The organism is Sphingobium terrigena (assembly GCF_003591655.1).
Classification (GTDB): domain Bacteria; phylum Pseudomonadota; class Alphaproteobacteria; order Sphingomonadales; family Sphingomonadaceae; genus Sphingobium; species Sphingobium terrigena.
Genome location: NZ_QVRA01000030.1, coordinates 27,777 through 44,150 on the forward strand (window position 1 = coordinate 27,777; position 16,374 = coordinate 44,150).

Annotated in this window: 15 protein-coding genes; 10 read left to right on the forward strand and 5 right to left on the reverse strand. The window is 64.9% G+C overall.

The annotated features are described in order from the left end of the window. Positions 1 to 32 precede the first annotated feature (32 nt). Both D0Z70_RS21020 and D0Z70_RS21025 read right to left on the reverse strand, forming a co-directional pair. Positions 33 to 329 (reverse strand): RNA-binding S4 domain-containing protein, encoded by a 297-nt coding sequence (locus D0Z70_RS21020; protein WP_119749822.1) that lies wholly within the window; start codon positions 327 to 329, stop codon positions 33 to 35. After that, positions 322 to 2,931: a helicase-related protein gene (locus D0Z70_RS21025; RefSeq protein WP_119749824.1), complete on the reverse strand. Its 2,610-nt coding sequence runs from the start codon at positions 2,929 to 2,931 to the stop codon at positions 322 to 324. Before D0Z70_RS21025 ends, D0Z70_RS21020 begins: the two co-directional genes overlap by 8 nt. A 224-nt stretch (positions 2,932 to 3,155) precedes the next feature. Here D0Z70_RS21025 and D0Z70_RS21030 point away from each other — a divergent pair, with 224 nt between their 5' ends. Together D0Z70_RS21030 and D0Z70_RS21035 are read left to right on the forward strand one after the other, a co-directional pair. Next, complete coding sequence (locus D0Z70_RS21030; protein WP_119749826.1) at positions 3,156 to 4,685, forward strand: M23 family metallopeptidase; 1,530 nt, start codon at positions 3,156 to 3,158, stop codon at positions 4,683 to 4,685. Between the two features lie 261 nt (positions 4,686 to 4,946). Further along, positions 4,947 to 5,732, forward strand: coding sequence for a nucleotidyltransferase family protein (locus D0Z70_RS21035; RefSeq protein ID WP_119749828.1), 786 nt, complete (start codon positions 4,947 to 4,949; stop codon positions 5,730 to 5,732). On the opposite strand, the gene D0Z70_RS21040 is transcribed toward D0Z70_RS21035, so the two are convergent. Then, on the reverse strand, positions 5,729 to 8,044 hold the full coding sequence (locus D0Z70_RS21040; protein ID WP_119749830.1) for a putative bifunctional diguanylate cyclase/phosphodiesterase: 2,316 nt from the start codon (positions 8,042 to 8,044) through the stop codon (positions 5,729 to 5,731). The genes D0Z70_RS21035 and D0Z70_RS21040 overlap by 4 nt on opposite strands. Continuing rightward, a complete protein-coding gene (locus tag D0Z70_RS21045) occupies positions 8,041 to 8,655 on the reverse strand; it encodes a cupredoxin domain-containing protein (protein WP_119749832.1) in 615 nt (204 codons plus the stop codon). The genes D0Z70_RS21040 and D0Z70_RS21045 overlap by 4 nt, the downstream gene beginning before the upstream one ends. 115 nt (positions 8,656 to 8,770) lie before the next feature. Between D0Z70_RS21045 and D0Z70_RS21050 the strand changes: the two genes are divergently transcribed. From D0Z70_RS21050 to D0Z70_RS21060, 3 genes are all read left to right on the forward strand, one after another. Next, a complete protein-coding gene (locus tag D0Z70_RS21050) occupies positions 8,771 to 9,643 on the forward strand; it encodes a DUF3034 family protein (protein ID WP_119749834.1) in 873 nt (290 codons plus the stop codon). Positions 9,644 to 9,656: 13 nt separating this feature from the next. Next, positions 9,657 to 10,127: a group I truncated hemoglobin gene (locus tag D0Z70_RS21055; RefSeq protein WP_119749836.1), complete on the forward strand. Its 471-nt coding sequence runs from the start codon at positions 9,657 to 9,659 to the stop codon at positions 10,125 to 10,127. Between the two features lie 79 nt (positions 10,128 to 10,206). Then, positions 10,207 to 10,389 carry a CsbD family protein gene (locus D0Z70_RS21060; protein ID WP_119749838.1) on the forward strand — a complete coding sequence of 61 codons (183 nt, stop codon included), beginning with the start codon at positions 10,207 to 10,209 and terminating at the stop codon, positions 10,387 to 10,389. Between the two features lie 36 nt (positions 10,390 to 10,425). Here D0Z70_RS21060 and D0Z70_RS21065 read toward each other — a convergent pair whose 3' ends face one another. Next, positions 10,426 to 11,805: an alanine/glycine:cation symporter family protein gene (locus D0Z70_RS21065; protein WP_119749852.1), complete on the reverse strand. Its 1,380-nt coding sequence runs from the start codon at positions 11,803 to 11,805 to the stop codon at positions 10,426 to 10,428. A 205-nt stretch (positions 11,806 to 12,010) separates the two neighbouring features. Between D0Z70_RS21065 and glmM the strand changes: the two genes are divergently transcribed. The 5 genes from glmM (at position 12,011) to D0Z70_RS21090 (ending at position 15,937) form a co-directional block, all read left to right on the forward strand. Then, positions 12,011 to 13,351 carry a phosphoglucosamine mutase gene (gene glmM / locus D0Z70_RS21070; protein ID WP_119749840.1) on the forward strand — a complete coding sequence of 447 codons (1,341 nt, stop codon included), beginning with the start codon at positions 12,011 to 12,013 and terminating at the stop codon, positions 13,349 to 13,351. Positions 13,352 to 13,456: 105 nt separating this feature from the next. Beyond that, the gene (locus D0Z70_RS21075; protein ID WP_119749842.1) at positions 13,457 to 13,681 is read left to right on the forward strand and encodes a DUF1272 domain-containing protein; all 225 of its coding nucleotides are present in this window, start codon (positions 13,457 to 13,459) and stop codon (positions 13,679 to 13,681) included. Next, positions 13,678 to 14,445, forward strand: a complete 768-nt coding sequence (thiD, locus tag D0Z70_RS21080) for a bifunctional hydroxymethylpyrimidine kinase/phosphomethylpyrimidine kinase (RefSeq protein WP_119749844.1) — start codon at positions 13,678 to 13,680, stop codon at positions 14,443 to 14,445. The genes D0Z70_RS21075 and thiD overlap by 4 nt, the downstream gene beginning before the upstream one ends. Continuing rightward, on the forward strand, positions 14,438 to 15,037 hold the full coding sequence (locus D0Z70_RS21085; RefSeq protein WP_119749846.1) for a ribonuclease HII: 600 nt from the start codon (positions 14,438 to 14,440) through the stop codon (positions 15,035 to 15,037). Before thiD ends, D0Z70_RS21085 begins: the two co-directional genes overlap by 8 nt. A 249-nt stretch (positions 15,038 to 15,286) precedes the next feature. Beyond that, on the forward strand, positions 15,287 to 15,937 hold the full coding sequence (locus D0Z70_RS21090) for a L,D-transpeptidase family protein (RefSeq protein ID WP_119749848.1): 651 nt from the start codon (positions 15,287 to 15,289) through the stop codon (positions 15,935 to 15,937). The last annotated feature ends 437 nt before the right edge of the window (positions 15,938 to 16,374 follow it).

Here is a 16,374-nt window from a genome sequence, read left to right on the forward strand (position 1 = left end):
GACGGGCCGATGATTCGTGTCGATCTTGTCCCTCACCCCCCGATCGTCAGCTCCTCATAGCAGCCCTGTGCCTCGACCGCCGGGCCGCGTCGTACCGGCAGTTGCGCTACCCGCACTACGCGCACGCCCTGGCCATGGGGGAAGGTGATGAGGTCGCCCACGCGCACGGCGGCGTGAGCGCGTTCGATGCGGCGGCCGTTCACGCGGATGTGGCCGTCCTCGGCCAGTTTCTGCGCGCTCGACCGGCTGGGGCAGAGCCGGACGAACCACAGATATTTGTCGATGCGCAGTGTCGGGCCATGGCCGCCCACCGCGACCGGATCAGCCATTGCGGCCGAGCAGCGCGGCGAGACCGGCAAAGGCGTTGTTGGCGGGGGGCGCTGGCGCTCTGGCGGGCGTTGCGGCGGCGGGGCGGGGCGCGGGCTTGCCGCGTGGCTTGCCGTCGCGCGCCGGAGCGGGCTGCTGCTGGGGCGGGCGCGCTTTTTGGCGGCCCTTGAACACCCAGTTGGGCTTGCCTTCCTCTGCGCCCTCCACGGCACGGAAACCGGCAGCGCGCATCAGGGCGAGAAACGCGGCTTCGGACAGGCCCAGCGAGACGATCTGGGGGCTGGTGGTGGTGAAGGCTTCGCCCTTGGCAATGGCTTCATGCGCGGTGCGGGCCATGCGTTCGGCCATGTCGATGCGCAGCATCTGTTCGCCGAAGGTGCGGAAGCCTGCGATCCGCGCGCCCATCTGGTCGAATTTCTCGCCCGCCGGGATCAGGGTGAGGCCGGGCAGGGGCAAAGGCAGGCAGGGCTTGCCGATCCGTGCCGCGAGCAAGGCACCGCGCCAGCGTGCCGCGCCGGGTTTGAGCAGGCCGGGATGATAAAGGTCCAGCACGCCGATATCGATGCCGGCGCGGCGCAGTAAATGGCGCTGGTCCTTGTCCAGATGGCCAAGCGCCGAATCGAGATCGGTGCGCGGGCTGACCCCGCCTGCGTCTCCCAGCTGCGCGAATACGGCGCGCACGACCGGTGGCACCTGCGGGTCGGCGGCGCTTTCGGCCATCTTGACCAGCGGCAGCAAATGCTTCTGCTTTTGCGCATCTACCCAGTTGGTCAGGCGCGATGTCACCTGTTTCTGCACATCCTGATCCAGCGCCAGAATCGCGCGATCCAGCCGGATTTCGGGCGTCAGCAGGGTTGGCCCCGCCAGCAAGGCGGCGACCGGCTTACCGTTCCACGCGATGCCGGGCGCGTCGCCCGCAGCGTCCAGAAGCGCGAAATCCACGTCCGCCGCGCCGATCAATTCGTCTGCCTTCACCCGTAATACCTTTCCAAGGCGCCTTTCCGCCGCAGCCAACAGCAATTTCCTGTCCTGATGGCGCGTAGCGGGATCGACCGAGAATCGGAAGCCGTCAAGTCGACCGATCGCTTCCCCATCTACACAGACATTGCCGTCGGCCTCTACCGTCACGGGCAACTGGTTCACATTCTGGCCGATGTCACGCAACAGGACGGTGGTGCGCCGGTCGACGAAACGCTGCGTCAGCGCGGCGTGCAGCGCGTCGGACAATTTTTCCTCCAGCGCGCGGGTGCGTTCGGCCATCTCTGCGGGGTCAGCCAGCCAGTCGGCGCGATGGGCGATATAGGCCCATGTCCGCGCCGCCGCGATCCGGCCCGACAGCGTGTCTATGTCGCCCTGCACCGAATCGAGCCGGGCGAGTTGCTGCGCGAACCAGTCGCGCGGGATATGGCCGGCTCCTTCGGACAGGAATTGCCAGATGCGGCTGACGGTGCGGGCATGATGGTCTGCGCCCAGTTTCTGAAAATCGGGCAGGCCGCAGGCGTCCCAGAGCCGCGCCACCTGCCGCTGGCCGCGCACCCGGTCGATGACTTGCGGGTCGGCGGCCATGCGCTTCAAGACAGCGAGATCGACCGCTTCGGGCGCGGCGCGCAGTTCGGGGCGGTCGGGCCGTTCCTCCAGATCGGCGATCAGGGTCGCCAGACTGTCCAGCCGGGGTGCGCCATCGCGCCAGTAGAGATGGTCGATCGGCGGAAAGCGGTGCGCCTCTATCGCCTCAATCTCTTCCGGGGTGAAGGCCGCATTGCCATCTTCGCCGCCCAGACTGCCGAAGGTGCCATCCTTGTGGTGGCGGCCTGCGCGCCCGGCGATCTGCGCCATTTCCGCGACGGTCAGGCGGCGGCTGCGACGGCCATCGAACTTGCGCAGCGACGCGAAGGCGACATGGGCGACGTCCAGGTTCAGCCCCATGCCGATCGCGTCGGTGGCGACGAAATAATCGACCTCGCCATTCAGGAACATCTGCACCTGCGCATTGCGGGTGCGGGGGCTGAGCGCGCCCATCACTACTGCCGCGCCACCACGAAAGCGCCGCAGCATTTCGGCCACGGCATAGACTTCCTCGGCGGAGAAGGCGACGATGGCGGAGCGTTTGGGCAGGCGGGACAGCTTCTTCGCGCCCGCATAGGAGAGGGTGGAAAAGCGCGGGCGACCGATAATATCCACATCGGGAATGAGCGATTTGACGAGCCGGGCGATGCTGGCCGATCCCAGGATCATCGTTTCCTCGCGCCCGCGTGCGCGCAGCAGCCGGTCAGTGAAGATATGGCCGCGTTCCGGGTCCGCGCCGATCTGTGCCTCGTCCAAAGCGACGAAGGCGTAATCGGACTGTAGCGGCATGGATTCGGCGGTGCAGAGGAAATAGCGGGCCTGTGGCGGCACGATCTTTTCCTCGCCCGTGATCAGCGCGACCTGCGCCGGCCCCTTGATCGCGACGACCCGATCATAGACTTCGCGGGCCAGCAGGCGCAGCGGAAATCCCATCATGCCGCTGCTATGGCCGCACATGCGTTCGACGGCCAGATGGGTCTTGCCGGTGTTGGTCGGACCCAGAACGGCGGTGACGGGCGAACGGGTGAACTGGACCATGGCCCATTCTGTCGGGCAGGACGGGGCCGGGGGCAAGCGGATTTAGAGGTTCCCTCCATAGCCACAATCCTGTCGGACCGCTGGCACCGTTCGTCGCACGGCTGTGTGTCACAGGGCCGTCTTAAATTGACTTTAACCTTGGGGGTTCACAACAGAGGGGCTCGACGCACGGCGCGCGGGGCCGTTGCGGACGCAATGATAAAAATGCCCTGGGGGTCGCGGGTTTGTTTCAGGAAAGCCAGTTCGGTTCGCAACAGGGCGGCGCGTCCATGTCGCTGTGGCTGGCCGATTCGCTTGCCCGGACGCCGTTAGCCCCACCACCGCAGGACTGGCGCGCGCGTTTGCGCGAGTGGTCGGACGAGGTGGAACTGGTCCCCGACCTTGGCCAGCGCGTCGGCAGCCTGACATGGTTTCGTGGCCTTGCCACCTGTATCGGCCTGTGCGCCACCGCCCTCTATTTGTCTCCCGGTTTTCAGCCGGTGCCGGGTGCGCCGGGTGCGCTGCTGGGCGACAAGCAGTTTGACGAAGTGCGCAGCCAGATGATCACGCCGCTGGCGCTGGGCGCGGATAGTGGTCATCGCATGGGGTCCACCGATGCGGTGCAACCGCTGCGCCAGACGCCCGAACGGCCGCAGATCGAATTGAATGCACAGGTCGGCAGCAGCGATACGCTGTCGCGCGCACTGTCGCGCGCTGGTGTCAGCGGTGGTGACGTCGCGACGATCAACGCGCTGGTCGGCGGGGACATTGCCGGCGGGGTGAAGCCCGGCACGCGCCTCGACATCATTTTGGGCCGCCGCGCCAGCCGCGACCGGCCCCGGCCGCTCGACCGGCTGGCGTTCCGCGCGCGGCTCGACCTGGGGCTGGAACTGACGCGCACCGGTGGCGTGCTGTCGGTCAAGCGCATTCCCATCCGCGTCGATGATACGCCGCTGCGGATTCAGGGCGTGGTCGGCGACAGCATCTATCGCTCCGCCCGTGCAGCCGGTGCGCCGCCCAAGGCGGTGCAGGCCTTCCTGCGGGTGATCGCGGGGCAGGTCGATCTGGGCGGGATCGGGGCGGGCGACCGCTATGATATCGTCACCGCCTATCGCCGCGCGGAAACCGGCGACGTTGAGGTGGGCGATCTTCTCTATGCAGGTCTGAAGCGCTCCAGCGGCAAGTCGGTCGACATGCTGCGCTGGACCAGGGATGGCCGCACCGAATGGTTCGAAGCATCCGGCGTGGGCGAACGACGCGGCGTGCTGTCATCCCCGGTCGCGGGGCGGATGACGTCGGGCTATGGCCAGCGGCGGCACCCGATATTGGGTTATACCCGGATGCACGCGGGCATCGATTTCGCTGCGCGCTACGGATCGCCCATCTATGCCGTGACCGATGGCATTGTCGCCTTTGCCGGTCGCCACGGCGGGCATGGCAATTATGTCCGCATCCAGCATGGTGGTGGCCTCGCCACAGGTTACGCCCATATGAGCCGCATCGCCGCTGCGCCGGGGCAGCGGGTCCGCCGGGGGCAGGTGATCGGCTATGTCGGCTCCACCGGCCTGTCGACCGGGCCGCATCTCCATTATGAACTCTATCGCAATGGCGGGACGATCAACCCGCTGTTGGTGAAATTCACGACGACTGCGCAACTGGCGGGTGCCGAACTGGCCGCGTTCCGGGCGAAGCTGGCCCAATATAAGGGGCTGCATGTCGGGCAGCAGGACCGCTTCGCGCAAAAGGCGGTCGCGCCGGTGGCGAGCGGGAAATAATCACATTTATCCATTCCTCCCCTTTAAGGGCAGCGGAATTGCACATGACTTTTCGTTACCCCTACAACGTCATCCTGAATTTATTTCAGGATCCATCGTGCCCCAAAAACCGCCGCTGGAGACGCGAAATGGATGCTGAAACAAGTTCAGCATGACGATGAAGGTGAGGGCAGTTCAATATGCAATAGCGCTGCCCTTGCAGGGGAGGAATTCATCAACATCCGGGTTTCCGTCATGCCCCTGCTTGGCTAGAGGGCAGGCATGACGATGCCCATCACCGCCATCCTGCTCGCCGGATCACGGCCAACGCCCGATCCGCTGGCGGTGGCTGCGGGGGTGGGGATCAAGCCGCTGGTGCCGGTGGCGGGCGAGCCGATGATCAACCATCCCGCGCGAACGTTGCTGGCGCATCCGGCGGTGGGGCAGGTCATCATCCTGACCCAGTCGGCCGATCCCTTTGCTGCCGATCCCGCGACGGCATGGTTGCTCACGCACCCGCATGTCCGTTTCGAGCAAAGCGGCGCAGGGATTGCTTCCTCGCTGCTGGCGTTGCTGGAGCGGGGTGATGTGCCGTTTCCGATTTTGCTGACGACCGCCGACCATGTGCTGCTCGATAGCGCGATGCTCGACCAGTTCACGCGCGAGGCGGCGGGGGCGGACATTGCCGTCGCCATGGTGGAGCGGCGCACATTGCTGGCGCGCTATCCGGGGTCGCGCCGCACCTGGCTCAAATTTCGCGATGGCTGGTGGTCCGGGGCCAATATCTTCTGGTTCGGCAGCGACCGGGCACGGCCCGTCATCGCGCTGTGGCAGGAGGTCGAGCAGGACCGCAAGAAGGGCTGGAAGATCGTGTCCGCCTTTGGTCCCGTCGCGCTGATCGGCACGTTGTTGCGCATATTGACGTTGCGCGGCGGTATCGCGCGGATCGGGCGGCGCTTCGGGCTGGTGGCGCGGCTGGTGGCGATGGAGAAGGCCGAAGCCTGTATCGATGCCGATAAGGTGGACGATGTGGTGCTGATCGAACGGATCGTCGCCGCGCGGGGTTAGGCCGCCTTGCGTGCGCCGTCGAGCTTGCCCAGCAGCGCCTCGACATCCTGCGCCGGGATCGGGCGGCTGAACAGATAGCCCTGGATCTGGCCGCACCCTTCTGCGCGCAATATGTCGAGCTGCTCGCTATGTTCCACGCCCTCGGCGGTGGTTTCGATGCCCAGCGCGTCGGCCAGCGTCGTGATCGCGCGGATGATCGCGGTTGCGCCCTTATGCTCCAGCAGGTCGACGATGAAGCTGCGGTCGATCTTGAGCTTGTCGAAGGGGAAGCTGCGCAAATAGCTGAGCGAGCTGTAGCCGGTGCCGAAATCGTCGAGCGCCACGCGCACGCCCAGCGCGCGCAGGCTGTGGAGCGAGGAGAGCGTCGCCTCGACATTCTCGATGAACAGGCTTTCGGTGATTTCCAGTTCCAGCCGGTTGGGCGCAATGCCCGACCGCGCCAGCGCCTGCAGCACCACGGCGGTCAGATTGGGGCTGCGAAACTGGATCGGGGATATGTTGACGGCAACGCGGATATGGTCGGGCCAGGTCGCGGCGATCCGGCAGGCTTCGTGCAGCGCCCATTCGCCGATCGGGATGATGAGGCCGGTTTCCTCCGCCAGCGGGATGAAATTGACCGGCGACACCATGCCGCGGGTGGGATGCTGCCAGCGCAGCAGCGCTTCGAACGCGGTAACGCGATTTTGCGACAGGCCAAAGAGCGGCTGAAAATGCAGCGCCAGCTCGCCATTGCGCAGCGCGTCGTGCAGGTCGGTTTCCAGCGCGCGGCGCGCCTGCGCCTCGGCATCCATGGCGCTTTCAAAGAAGCGATGGCTGCCCTTGCCCTCGCTCTTGGCCCGGTGCAGCGCGAGTTCCGCATTTTTGAGCAGGCTGGTCGCGTCCGCGCCGTCCTGCGGACTGAGCGCGATGCCGACGCTGGCGCTGACGATGATGCGGTGGCCGTCTATGTCGAAAGGCTCGCTCAGCGCCGTGACGATAGCGCGGCCAATCTGGTCGGCGGTCTGCCCGCCTGCGCGCAGCTTGACCGCAAACTCGTCGCCAGCCAGCCGGGCGACAAAGCCGCTGGGGCAGGTCGCGGCCAGCCGCGTGCCGACTTCACACAGCAGCGCGTCGCCAATCGGATGGCCCAATGATTCGTTGATTGATTTGAAATTGTCGATGTCGATGCTGAACAGCATCAGATTGCCGCCCTCGGCACGGGTCAGGCCCAGCGCGACCTGTTCGCGCAACATTGCCCGGTTGGGCAGGCCGGTCAGCGCGTCGTGGAACGCCATATGCGCAATCTGCGCCTCGCGCGCTTCGACGGCATCGACCATGCGGTTGAAGCTTTGCGCCAGCCGCCCGATTTCATCGCGCGTCTCCACCTTCACCTGGGCATGTTCGCCGGCGCTCACCTTGCGCGCGGCGGCCTCCAGCGCGACGATCGGCTGCGTCAGGCGGCGGGAAGCAGCAAATGCCCCGGCCACTGCCATCACGGCGCCAACTGCGCCAAAGCCGAACAAGGCCCACAGGATCGGCGCATAGCCCGCCATTGCCTTGGTCAGACTATATTCCAGCACCAGCATTTCCGGCGCAGTCTCGATCAGCGTTTCGACCGATCGGGTCTGCACCAGCATCAGTTCGCCATCGCGCATGACTTCGCGCAGATTGGAGTCTTTGGCCTTGGCAGAATGTGGGGCACCGGGCAGCGGCATGAGTTGCGGATGCAGGTCGATCGAGGAGAGTTTCGCCAGCGCATTGAGGTCGGCTGGACCCATGTTGCGGGCGAACACGACCCAGCCGGTCAGCATCGGCACGCGCACCGGTGCAGCGGCCGCGATATGGCTGTCGCTGCCCCATCGCACGACGCCCTGCGTCCGCCCGGCGTCGAGCGCGTCGTAAAGCTGATCCTGTTCCGGGCGGCTCAAATCCTTGATGTCGCCCACCACCGTGCCATCGACGCCGACGAACAGCGCATGGTCGAGCTGGAAGCGTCCTTCCAGACTGTGCAGCGCGGATTCGATCGTCGGGGCGTCACCGGTGCCGACAGCCTCGCGGAAGCCGAAATCGCTGGCCAGCACGTCGGCCCCCTGGCCAAGCTGGCGCAGCTGCATCGCCGAAATCCGGTCGAACAGCGCGCTGCCGACATTCATTTCGCGGCGGATGACATTTTCGGCATAGCTTTCGATGGCATTGCGCGTGCCATAGAGCGTCAGGCTCGTCACGCCGATGAACAGCGCGCCGTAGAAGAGCGTCATCCTGATCGTCAGGGTGGACTGCACTGTGCGCTGCCAACGCAGCCATAGCCGTTTGAGTTTAACCAGGCGCGTCATTTGGAGGCGCGCAACGCCAAAGGCACGCTTTTGCTCACCGTGCCGCTGCCGGAAATGGGCAGGTTGATCAGCATCTCATTATCCTTGCCCTTGAGCAGGGGGTGCCAGACCGTGACCTGCGCCGTGCCGGTCGCCAGCCCGTTGATCCGCGCTTGCCCTGCGGCATTGCTCTTGGTGGCAAAGGGGGTGTCGACCACCTTGATGAAGCCGCTCATCGAGTCGTGAATATTGCAGCCCAGCGCCACCGCGCCCGCGCTGGTGAATGTATAGCTGCGGCTTTCATCCTGCCCGAACAGCTTGATTTCAAACTTGGCGGGTTTGGAGAAGGAATAGACATGGTGCCGCACCTTGTCCTTGTTGGGGAATTTCACCGTCGCGCCTACCGGCACGATCAGGACATGGGGGGCAAAGGCGATATTCTGCTGCACCATGGTCGTGCCCCATGGAAAGCGGATCGGCCCGGCAGGAATGCCGCCGGCGGGACGGACGGTGACGACCGCGTCACTGACAGGGCGACCAGCGGAATCGACGATCCGAAGATCAAGGTCGCCCGCGATTGCCGGGCTGGCGATCAAAGAGAGGGCGGCGAGAAGAAGGCGTGGCTTGTTCATGGTTGATCGTGGTAAACGGAAATATTGAACAAATGTTTAGTTCATTTTGGACCATATTTTCGGATGGGTAGGGTGGTGAACCCGATTTTAACCATGATCTGCCTAACAGCCGATCATGACCTATGTCCGTCCTCTCCTGATCATCGCCCTCACGCTGGCCGCTGTGTCGCCGCAACAGGGCATGGCCAGACCGATCCGCAATGGCGGCAAATTGCTGCTGACCAACGGCATCACGTCGCTTGAAGGCGCGTCAGGCGGTGGCCTGACCCCCTGGGCGGTGATCGCAGGCAATGAAACATCAGACGGCATCGGCCTGTCGGCCCATGGCACGCTGGTCGAGGTCAAGGATTATGACTATCAGAGCGCGGGCGTGGCGATCGGCATTCGCGACCGGATCGAGCTGAGCTACACGCATCAGGATTTCAACACGAACGAGATTGGCGCGGCGCTGGGGCTGGGCAAGGATTTTGCCTTCTCGCAGGATATTTTCGGCGCGAAGGTCAGGCTTGCAGGCGATCTGGTCTATGACCGGCTGCCCGCCATCGCGGTCGGCATCCAGTATAAGAACAATAATCAGGGTGCAGTCGTCCGCGCGGTTGGCGCGAAGAGTGACGAGGGCGTCGATTATTATGCCTCCGTCAGCAAATTATTCCTCTCCCGCTCCATCCTGCTGTCCGGCACTGCGCGGCTGACAAAGGCGAACCAGATGGGGCTGCTGGGCTTTGGCGGCGGCAAGCAGGGCGGGCATACGCTCCAGTTCGAAGGGTCGGCGGCCTGGCAATTGTCCCGCCGTATCGCCATCGGTGGCGAATATCGGCGCAAGCCCGATAATCTGAACATTGCGCGGGAGGATGACTGGTTCGATGCTTTCGCCGCCGTCGCGATCAGCCGCAATGTCACCGCGACGATCGCCTATGCTGACCTCGGATCAATCGCCACGGTGAAGAAGCAGCGCGGCGTGCTTCTCCAGTTCCAGACCGCCTTCTAAAGGACGCAACTCCATGTCCATCATCCTGTCGCTGCTGCTGTTGCAGGCCCCTCATGCGCTGCCGGGCGAAACCGCTGTCGATCCCTATGTTGCGGATAACCGCCATGCCGGGGCTGCGCCGTTTGAGGGGGACGGCATGGCGCGCGCCTTTGGCGGACAGGAGGGTATCCGCCGCATCGTCGACCGTTTCGTCGCGATCAACTTTGCCGACCCGGTGATTGGCGAGATTTTCGCCAATCATGATCAGGTTCGCCTGAAGCGCACCTTGTTCGAGCAATTCTGTTTCATCCTGAACGCCGGGTGCAGCTACACCGGGCGGGACATGGCCAGCGCGCACAAGGATCTGGGCGTGCAGAAGGCCGACATGAACCGCCTCGTTGAAACGCTCCAGCGGGCGATGGGCGAGGAGGGTGTGAGCTTTCCGGCGCAGAACCGTTTTCTGTCCAAACTCGCGCCGATGCGCCGCGATGTGATTGAAAACTAACGTTACGCCTGCGGTCCGACGGAAACCCTTTCTCCATGCGCTCGTTTAACATGTGGAAATCACGCAAGGAGTAAATCACATGGGTGAAGCAACCGACAAGCTGAAGGCCGCTGGCAACAAGGCCGCTGGTGCCGTCAAGGAAGGTATCGGCAAGGCGACCGACAATGAGCGTCTGGAAGCCGAAGGCAAGGCGCAGAAGGCCAAGGGTACGGCGCAGGACGTCGCCGGTTCGGTCAAGGGCGCACTCGGCGACAAGATCTGAATTTGAGTTGCTCCCAAGCAGGAGAAAGCCCCGCCCTTATCCGGCGGGGTTTTCTTTGTCCGCCAGATAGGCGCGCACGTCCCGCCGCAACTCGCCTGCGCACAGGTAGAGTGCGATGACGTTGGGGATGGCCATCAGGAAGAAGCTGCTGTCGACGATGCCGACGACGCGGCCAAGGTCGATCGCGGCGGCGGGCGGCAGGGCGACGATGTACAGGATCTTGTAGGTCCATTGCGCCCTTGGGCCATGGCCGAACAGATAGCCCCATGCCTGCAAGCCATAAAATCCCCATGCCACCAGCGTCGAGTAAGCGAACAGGAACACGACGATCGCCAGCAGCCAGGGAAACCAGGGCGACACTTGCGCAAAGGCGGCGGACGTGATCGCAATCCCCTCCAGCCCGCTATTCCATGTTCCGGCAACGACCAGCGCCAGTCCGCCGAGCGCGCAGACGATCATCGTGCCGAGCAGGGGTTCGAGCAGCGCGACCAGACCTTCGGACACCGGATGCCGCGCCCGCGCAAGGCTGTGCGCCATCACCGCTGACCCGACGCCCGCTTCACTGGCAAACACCGCGCGGCGCATCCCCGCGACAAACGCGCCCACCGCGCCGCCAGTCGCCGCCTGACCGCTCCACGCCCCGTCCCAGATCAGCGCCAGTGCGCCCGGAATCGCGTCCAGATGCAGGATCAGTATCGCCAGCACGCCCGCCAGATAGACCGCGACCTTCAGGGGCGTCAGCCGCTTGGCGACCTCCCCCAGCCAGGCCGCGCCACCCAGCGTCACCAGCGCAACGGCTCCGGCCAGGAACACGCCATAGGCCCAGCCATTGGTGAGGCCGGTGACGACCTTCACCTGCGCGAAACTCTGGTTCACCTGCACCATCGGGATCGCGCCGAACAGGGCGAAGAAGGCATAGGCCCCGCCCAGCATCATGCCGATCCTTGGCCAGCCCCGCGCCGCGCCCACCGCCTTCAAAACATACATCGGCCCGCCATGGACATGACCCTGTGCGTCAAACACGCGATATTTCAGGCCCAGCGTGACCTCCGCCATCTTCACCGTCATCGCGAACCAGCCGATGATGAACATCCACAAGATCGCGCCCGGCCCGCCCATGGTCAGCGCCACCGCGACGCCCGCGATATTGCCAAGGCCGATCGTGCCGGACAGCGCCGTGCTGAGCGCTGCCCACTGGCTGACATCGCCCTGCGCTTCGCCCTTGTCCGGCTGGGTGCGCAGGATGCGGATCGCGCGGCCGACCTGGGTGATGTTGGGAAAGCCCAGCCAGAGCGTAAAGAACAGCATCGGCAGTGCCAGATACAGCACGATCAGTTCGATCTGCGCGCCCGCCACCGGCACCTTGAAAAACACCGCGCCCGAAAGCGCGTCGATAAACTCATTGAAACTGTCCATCGCGCCGGGATGCCGCGAGGCCGCTGGAAAGTCGATCAAGAAAAACTTGGGCTTTCTCCCATCCCGTTCGCCCTGAGCGAAGTCGAAGGGCTCGACCGAGCGCAGCGAGGTGCCTTCGCCTCCGCTCAGGCAAAGGCTTCGACTTCGCTCAGCCCGAACGGTTCAGGGGTTGATACGGGGCGCCTCCCCGGTGCATGAGAAACGCATGACCAGACGATATTTCGGCACCGACGGCATACGCGGGCGCACCAACGCATGGCCGATGACGGCGCAACTGGCGATGCAGGTCGGCATGGCGGCTGGCACCCATTTCCAGCGCGGCGACCACCGCCATCGCGTGGTGATCGGCAAGGATACGCGCCTGTCGGGCTATATGGTCGAAAATGCGCTGGTCGCGGGCTTTACCGCCGTCGGCATGGACGTGGTGCAGTTCGGGCCGATCCCGACGCCCGCCGTCGCCATGCTGGCCCATTCGATGCGCGCGGACCTTGGCGTCATGATATCGGCCAGCCACAATCCCTATTTCGACAATGGTATCAAGCTGTTCGGCCCGGACGGCTACAAGCTGTCGGATGAGGATGAGCTGAAGATAGAGGCGCTGATCGACCAGCAGGTGCCGCTGGCCGCGTCCAAGGATATTGGCCGCGCCCGCCGGGTCGAGGATGCGCGTGGCCGCTATATCCATGCGGTCAAATCCAGCTTCCCCGCCGACCTGCGGCTCGATGGCCTGAAAATCGTGGTCGATTGCGCCAATGGGGCCGCCTATCAGGTTGCGCCGTCCGCCTTGTGGGAACTGGGCGCGACCGTCGTGGCGGTCGGCGTCAATCCCAATGGCACCAATATCAATGATGGCTGCGGATCGACCGCGCCTTTGCTGTGTCAGGAAACCGTCGTGTCGTCGGGCGCGGACATCGGCATTGCGCTGGATGGTGACGCGGACCGGCTGATCGTGGTCGATGAGAAAGGCCAGATCGTCGATGGCGACCAGATCATGGCGCTGATCGCCGCCAATTTCGCGCGCGCGGGGACGCTGCGCGGGGGCGGACTGGTGGCGACGGTGATGTCCAATCTGGGGCTGGAGCGCTTTCTGACCGGGCAGGGCATTGGCCTGGAGCGCACCAGCGTGGGCGACCGCTATGTGCTGGAGCGGATGCGCAGCGGCGGCTTCAATGTCGGCGGGGAGCAGTCGGGCCATATGATCCTGTCCGATTATGCGACCACCGGCGACGGTACGGTTGCGGCGTTGCAGGTGCTGGCTGCACTCGTCCGGTCCGGCAAGCCTGCCAGCGAGACGCTGCACCAGTTTGATCCGGTGCCGCAGCTTTTGAAGAATGTGCGCTTTTCCGGGGGCAAGCCGCTGGAGCATGACGACGTCAAGCGCGTCATCGCGCAGGCGGAGGCGGAGCTGACCGGAGTTGGCCGTCTGGTCATCCGTCCGTCCGGCACCGAACCGGTGATCCGGGTAATGGCCGAGGGCGACCGCGAGGAACAGGTGCGCGACGTGGTGGAGCGCATCTGCGCGGCGGTCGCGAAGGCGGCGGCGTGATGCCATCCCTTCATCGTCATGCCAGCGAAGGCTGGCATCTCTCTTCTTCTGTTGTGCCAGAGGGCAGTGCGATCCCAGCCTTCGCTGGGATGACGGAGAAAATGGATGCTTGAAATGCGCCCCGATTGCGAACGCTGCGGCACGGACCTGCCAGCCGATGAACCCGGCGCGTTCATCTGTTCGTTTGAATGCACCTTTTGCGCGCCCTGTGCCGAGGCGCTGGACGATCGTTGCCCCAATTGCGGCGGCGAACTGATGGACCGGCCCAGCCGCACGGGCAAGGCGCTGGCGGGCAATCCGGCGTCCATTACGCGCCATTACAAGGGATGAGGATCGCGCGCATCCTGATCATTGCCGGGTCCGACAGTGGCGGGGGGGCTGGTATCCAGGCGGATATCAAGGCCGTGACGATGCTGGGCGGTCACGCCATGACCGCGATCACCGCGATCACTGCGCAGAATACGCTGGGGGTGCAGGGCGTCCACCCGATCCCGACCGATATGGTGTTGGCGCAGATGCACAGCTGCATCAGCGATATTGGCGTGGATGCGGTGAAGATCGGCATGATCGGATCGGCGGACACGGCGATGGCGGTGGCCGAACTGCTCACTGGCTTGAGCGATGTGCCGATCGTCTTTGATCCGGTGATGGTCGCGACCAGCGGATCGGTGCTGGCCGACGCGGCGACGATTGCGGCGTTCGAGAAATTGATGGCCATCGCCACGCTGGTGACGCCCAATATCCCCGAATTGGCGGCCCTTGGCGGCGAAGGGATTGCCGCGCGGTTCGGCACGCATGTGCTGGCCAAGGGCGGGCATGGCGTGGGTGCGCTGCTGGTTGACCGGCTGGTCGGGCCGGAGGGGCTGGTCACCGACTGGACCGACCCGCGCATCGATACGCCGCACACCCATGGCACCGGCTGCACGCTGGCCAGTGGGATTGCGACCGGACTGGGGCAGGGGATGGCGCTGGGTGCCGCGATCGCGCGGGCGCGGGCCTATGTGCGCGCGGCGCTGACGATCGCGCCGGGGCTGGGCGGTGGGCATGGGCCGATGGGTGCGCCGCCGGAATTTCTTGCGCATTTTCATGCCTGATTTTGCCCATGAACTGCGTCATCATCCAGGGCTTGTCGCCGGAGTGGATGAGGCGGGCAGGGGACCGCTTGCCGGACCGGTGGTTGCGGCGGCGGTGATCTTGCGGGCGGAGGATTGCCCCGAAGGCCTCAACGACAGCAAGAAACTCTCGGCCAAACGACGCGCGGCGCTGGAGGGGGAGATCAAGGCGCGGGCGATCTGCTGGGGGCTGGGGCTGGCCAGTGTCGAGGAGATCGACCGGATCAACATCCTGTGGGCAACGATGCTGGCGATGACGCGGGCGGTCGAGGCGCTGGGGCAGGATTGCCAGCATGTGCTGGTCGATGGCAACCGGGTGCCGGACTGGCGCTGGCCTGCCACGGCGGTCATCGGCGGTGATGCGCTATGCCTGTCGATCGCCGCGGCCTCCATCCTGGCCAAGGAAGCGCGGGACCGGATGATGCTGGAGGCCGCCATCACCCATCCGCATTATGGCTGGGAGAGCAACAAGGGCTATGGCAGCGTGCAGCATCTCGCCGCGCTGCGGACCCATGGCCCGACCCCGCTGCACCGGCGCAGCTTTGCCCCGGTGGCGCAGATGCTGCTGATTTAGGCGCATCTCCCCTCCCCAGCGGGGAGGGTTGATTGGCGTCACGTGCCTCCAATCAAGGGGAGGGGGAGCGAGGCGAAGCTGAGCGTCAACTCCGGCGGCAGTACACCCCCACCCATCCTCCCCCTTCAAGGGGGAGGAGACAGAAAGGGCGAGATATTGCCCCTTTCCCCCTGTCCCAAGTCGGGACCGTTGCGGTAAAGCGCCTGGCTCCCCTCTGGCGCGCGGCGGGCTTATGGTTAAGAAAGGCTTATGCTTTTCCCCCGGCTGTTCGTCCTGCTGTGCTGCCTGGCTATGGGCGTGCCGTCCGCGCGGGCGGAGCTGGCGGATTTGCCGCTGGCACCGGGCGCGTTTCGCTGGGCCGATGATGGCGCCGGCGATGGGGCAGGGGTCGGGGGGCCGCTCTATTTGATCGTCAGTATCGCGCGGCAGCGTGTGCATGTCTATCGCGGCGACCGGCTGATCGGCGCGGCCAGCGTGTCCACGGGGACGAAGGGCCATCGCACCCCCACCGGCAGCTTCCCCATCCTGCAAAAGCGCCAGTGGCACCGCTCCAACCTCTACAGCAATGCGCCCATGCCGTTCATGCAGCGGCTGACCTGGGACGGCATTGCGCTCCACGCCGGGCATAATCCCGGCTACCCCGCCAGCCATGGCTGTATCCGCCTGCCCTATGCCTTTGCCCGGCAACTCTTCGCGCTGACGCAGATCGGCACGCTGACCGAAGTGACCACGGACCGGCTGAACGCCGCGATCCTGCTCGACCCGTTGGTGCTGGGCGACAAGGGGAGCAGTGTGGTGACGTTCGGGATGGGTGGCGGCGATATGCGGCGCGGGAGTGGCGCGCGGGTGCCGCTGCTGGAGATCGACCCGGACATTTTCGGGGTGTGGGGCCGGCGGTAAGGGGGCGGGCGGGGCTTATGCAGCCTTGCCAAATCAGCAAAGTTCACACCATCGCAGGCCACGCAAAAGCGTGGGAGCAGACTCCGCTTATGGACTTCGCAATAGGATATTTTTTGCAAATTGTGCCGCGACGCCCGTAGGCGCGCGGAGACGATCAACCGGACGGAGAGAAAGAGCCGGGGGGTATGGCATCGGGTGGGGGTGTAGGACAGGGTAAGAATTACATATGACTTTTCGTTGTTCCCCCAACGTCATCCTGAACTTGTTTCAGGATCCATCGCGCCCCACTAGCCGCCGCTTGCGACGAGAAATGGAGGTCGTGTCCCACGGGGTGGTGTAGGAACCGTCGATCCACGGCAGGATCGGGTTCGGGTCAGGCGGCCAGAGCTGGCAGGCTGACGATTGGGTTATGGCTCACCGAGCCGATTGTTTCCAGC

Coding starts and splice junctions, on each gene's coding strand:
- D0Z70_RS21020 (WP_119749822.1), bottom strand. CDS start 329: ATGGCTGATCCGGTCGCGGTGGGCGGCCATGGCCCGACACTGCGCATC.
- D0Z70_RS21025 (WP_119749824.1), bottom strand. CDS start 2,931: ATGGTCCAGTTCACCCGTTCGCCCGTCACCGCCGTTCTGGGTCCGACC.
- D0Z70_RS21035 (WP_119749828.1), top strand. CDS start 4,947: ATGACGATGCCCATCACCGCCATCCTGCTCGCCGGATCACGGCCAACG.
- D0Z70_RS21040 (WP_119749830.1), bottom strand. CDS start 8,044: ATGACGCGCCTGGTTAAACTCAAACGGCTATGGCTGCGTTGGCAGCGC.
- D0Z70_RS21045 (WP_119749832.1), bottom strand. CDS start 8,655: ATGAACAAGCCACGCCTTCTTCTCGCCGCCCTCTCTTTGATCGCCAGC.
- D0Z70_RS21050 (WP_119749834.1), top strand. CDS start 8,771: ATGACCTATGTCCGTCCTCTCCTGATCATCGCCCTCACGCTGGCCGCT.
- D0Z70_RS21055 (WP_119749836.1), top strand. CDS start 9,657: ATGTCCATCATCCTGTCGCTGCTGCTGTTGCAGGCCCCTCATGCGCTG.
- D0Z70_RS21060 (WP_119749838.1), top strand. CDS start 10,207: ATGGGTGAAGCAACCGACAAGCTGAAGGCCGCTGGCAACAAGGCCGCT.
- D0Z70_RS21065 (WP_119749852.1), bottom strand. CDS start 11,805: ATGGACAGTTTCAATGAGTTTATCGACGCGCTTTCGGGCGCGGTGTTT.
- glmM (WP_119749840.1), top strand. CDS start 12,011: ATGACCAGACGATATTTCGGCACCGACGGCATACGCGGGCGCACCAAC.
- D0Z70_RS21075 (WP_119749842.1), top strand. CDS start 13,457: ATGCTTGAAATGCGCCCCGATTGCGAACGCTGCGGCACGGACCTGCCA.
- thiD (WP_119749844.1), top strand. CDS start 13,678: ATGAGGATCGCGCGCATCCTGATCATTGCCGGGTCCGACAGTGGCGGG.
- D0Z70_RS21085 (WP_119749846.1), top strand. CDS start 14,438: ATGCCTGATTTTGCCCATGAACTGCGTCATCATCCAGGGCTTGTCGCC.
- D0Z70_RS21090 (WP_119749848.1), top strand. CDS start 15,287: ATGCTTTTCCCCCGGCTGTTCGTCCTGCTGTGCTGCCTGGCTATGGGC.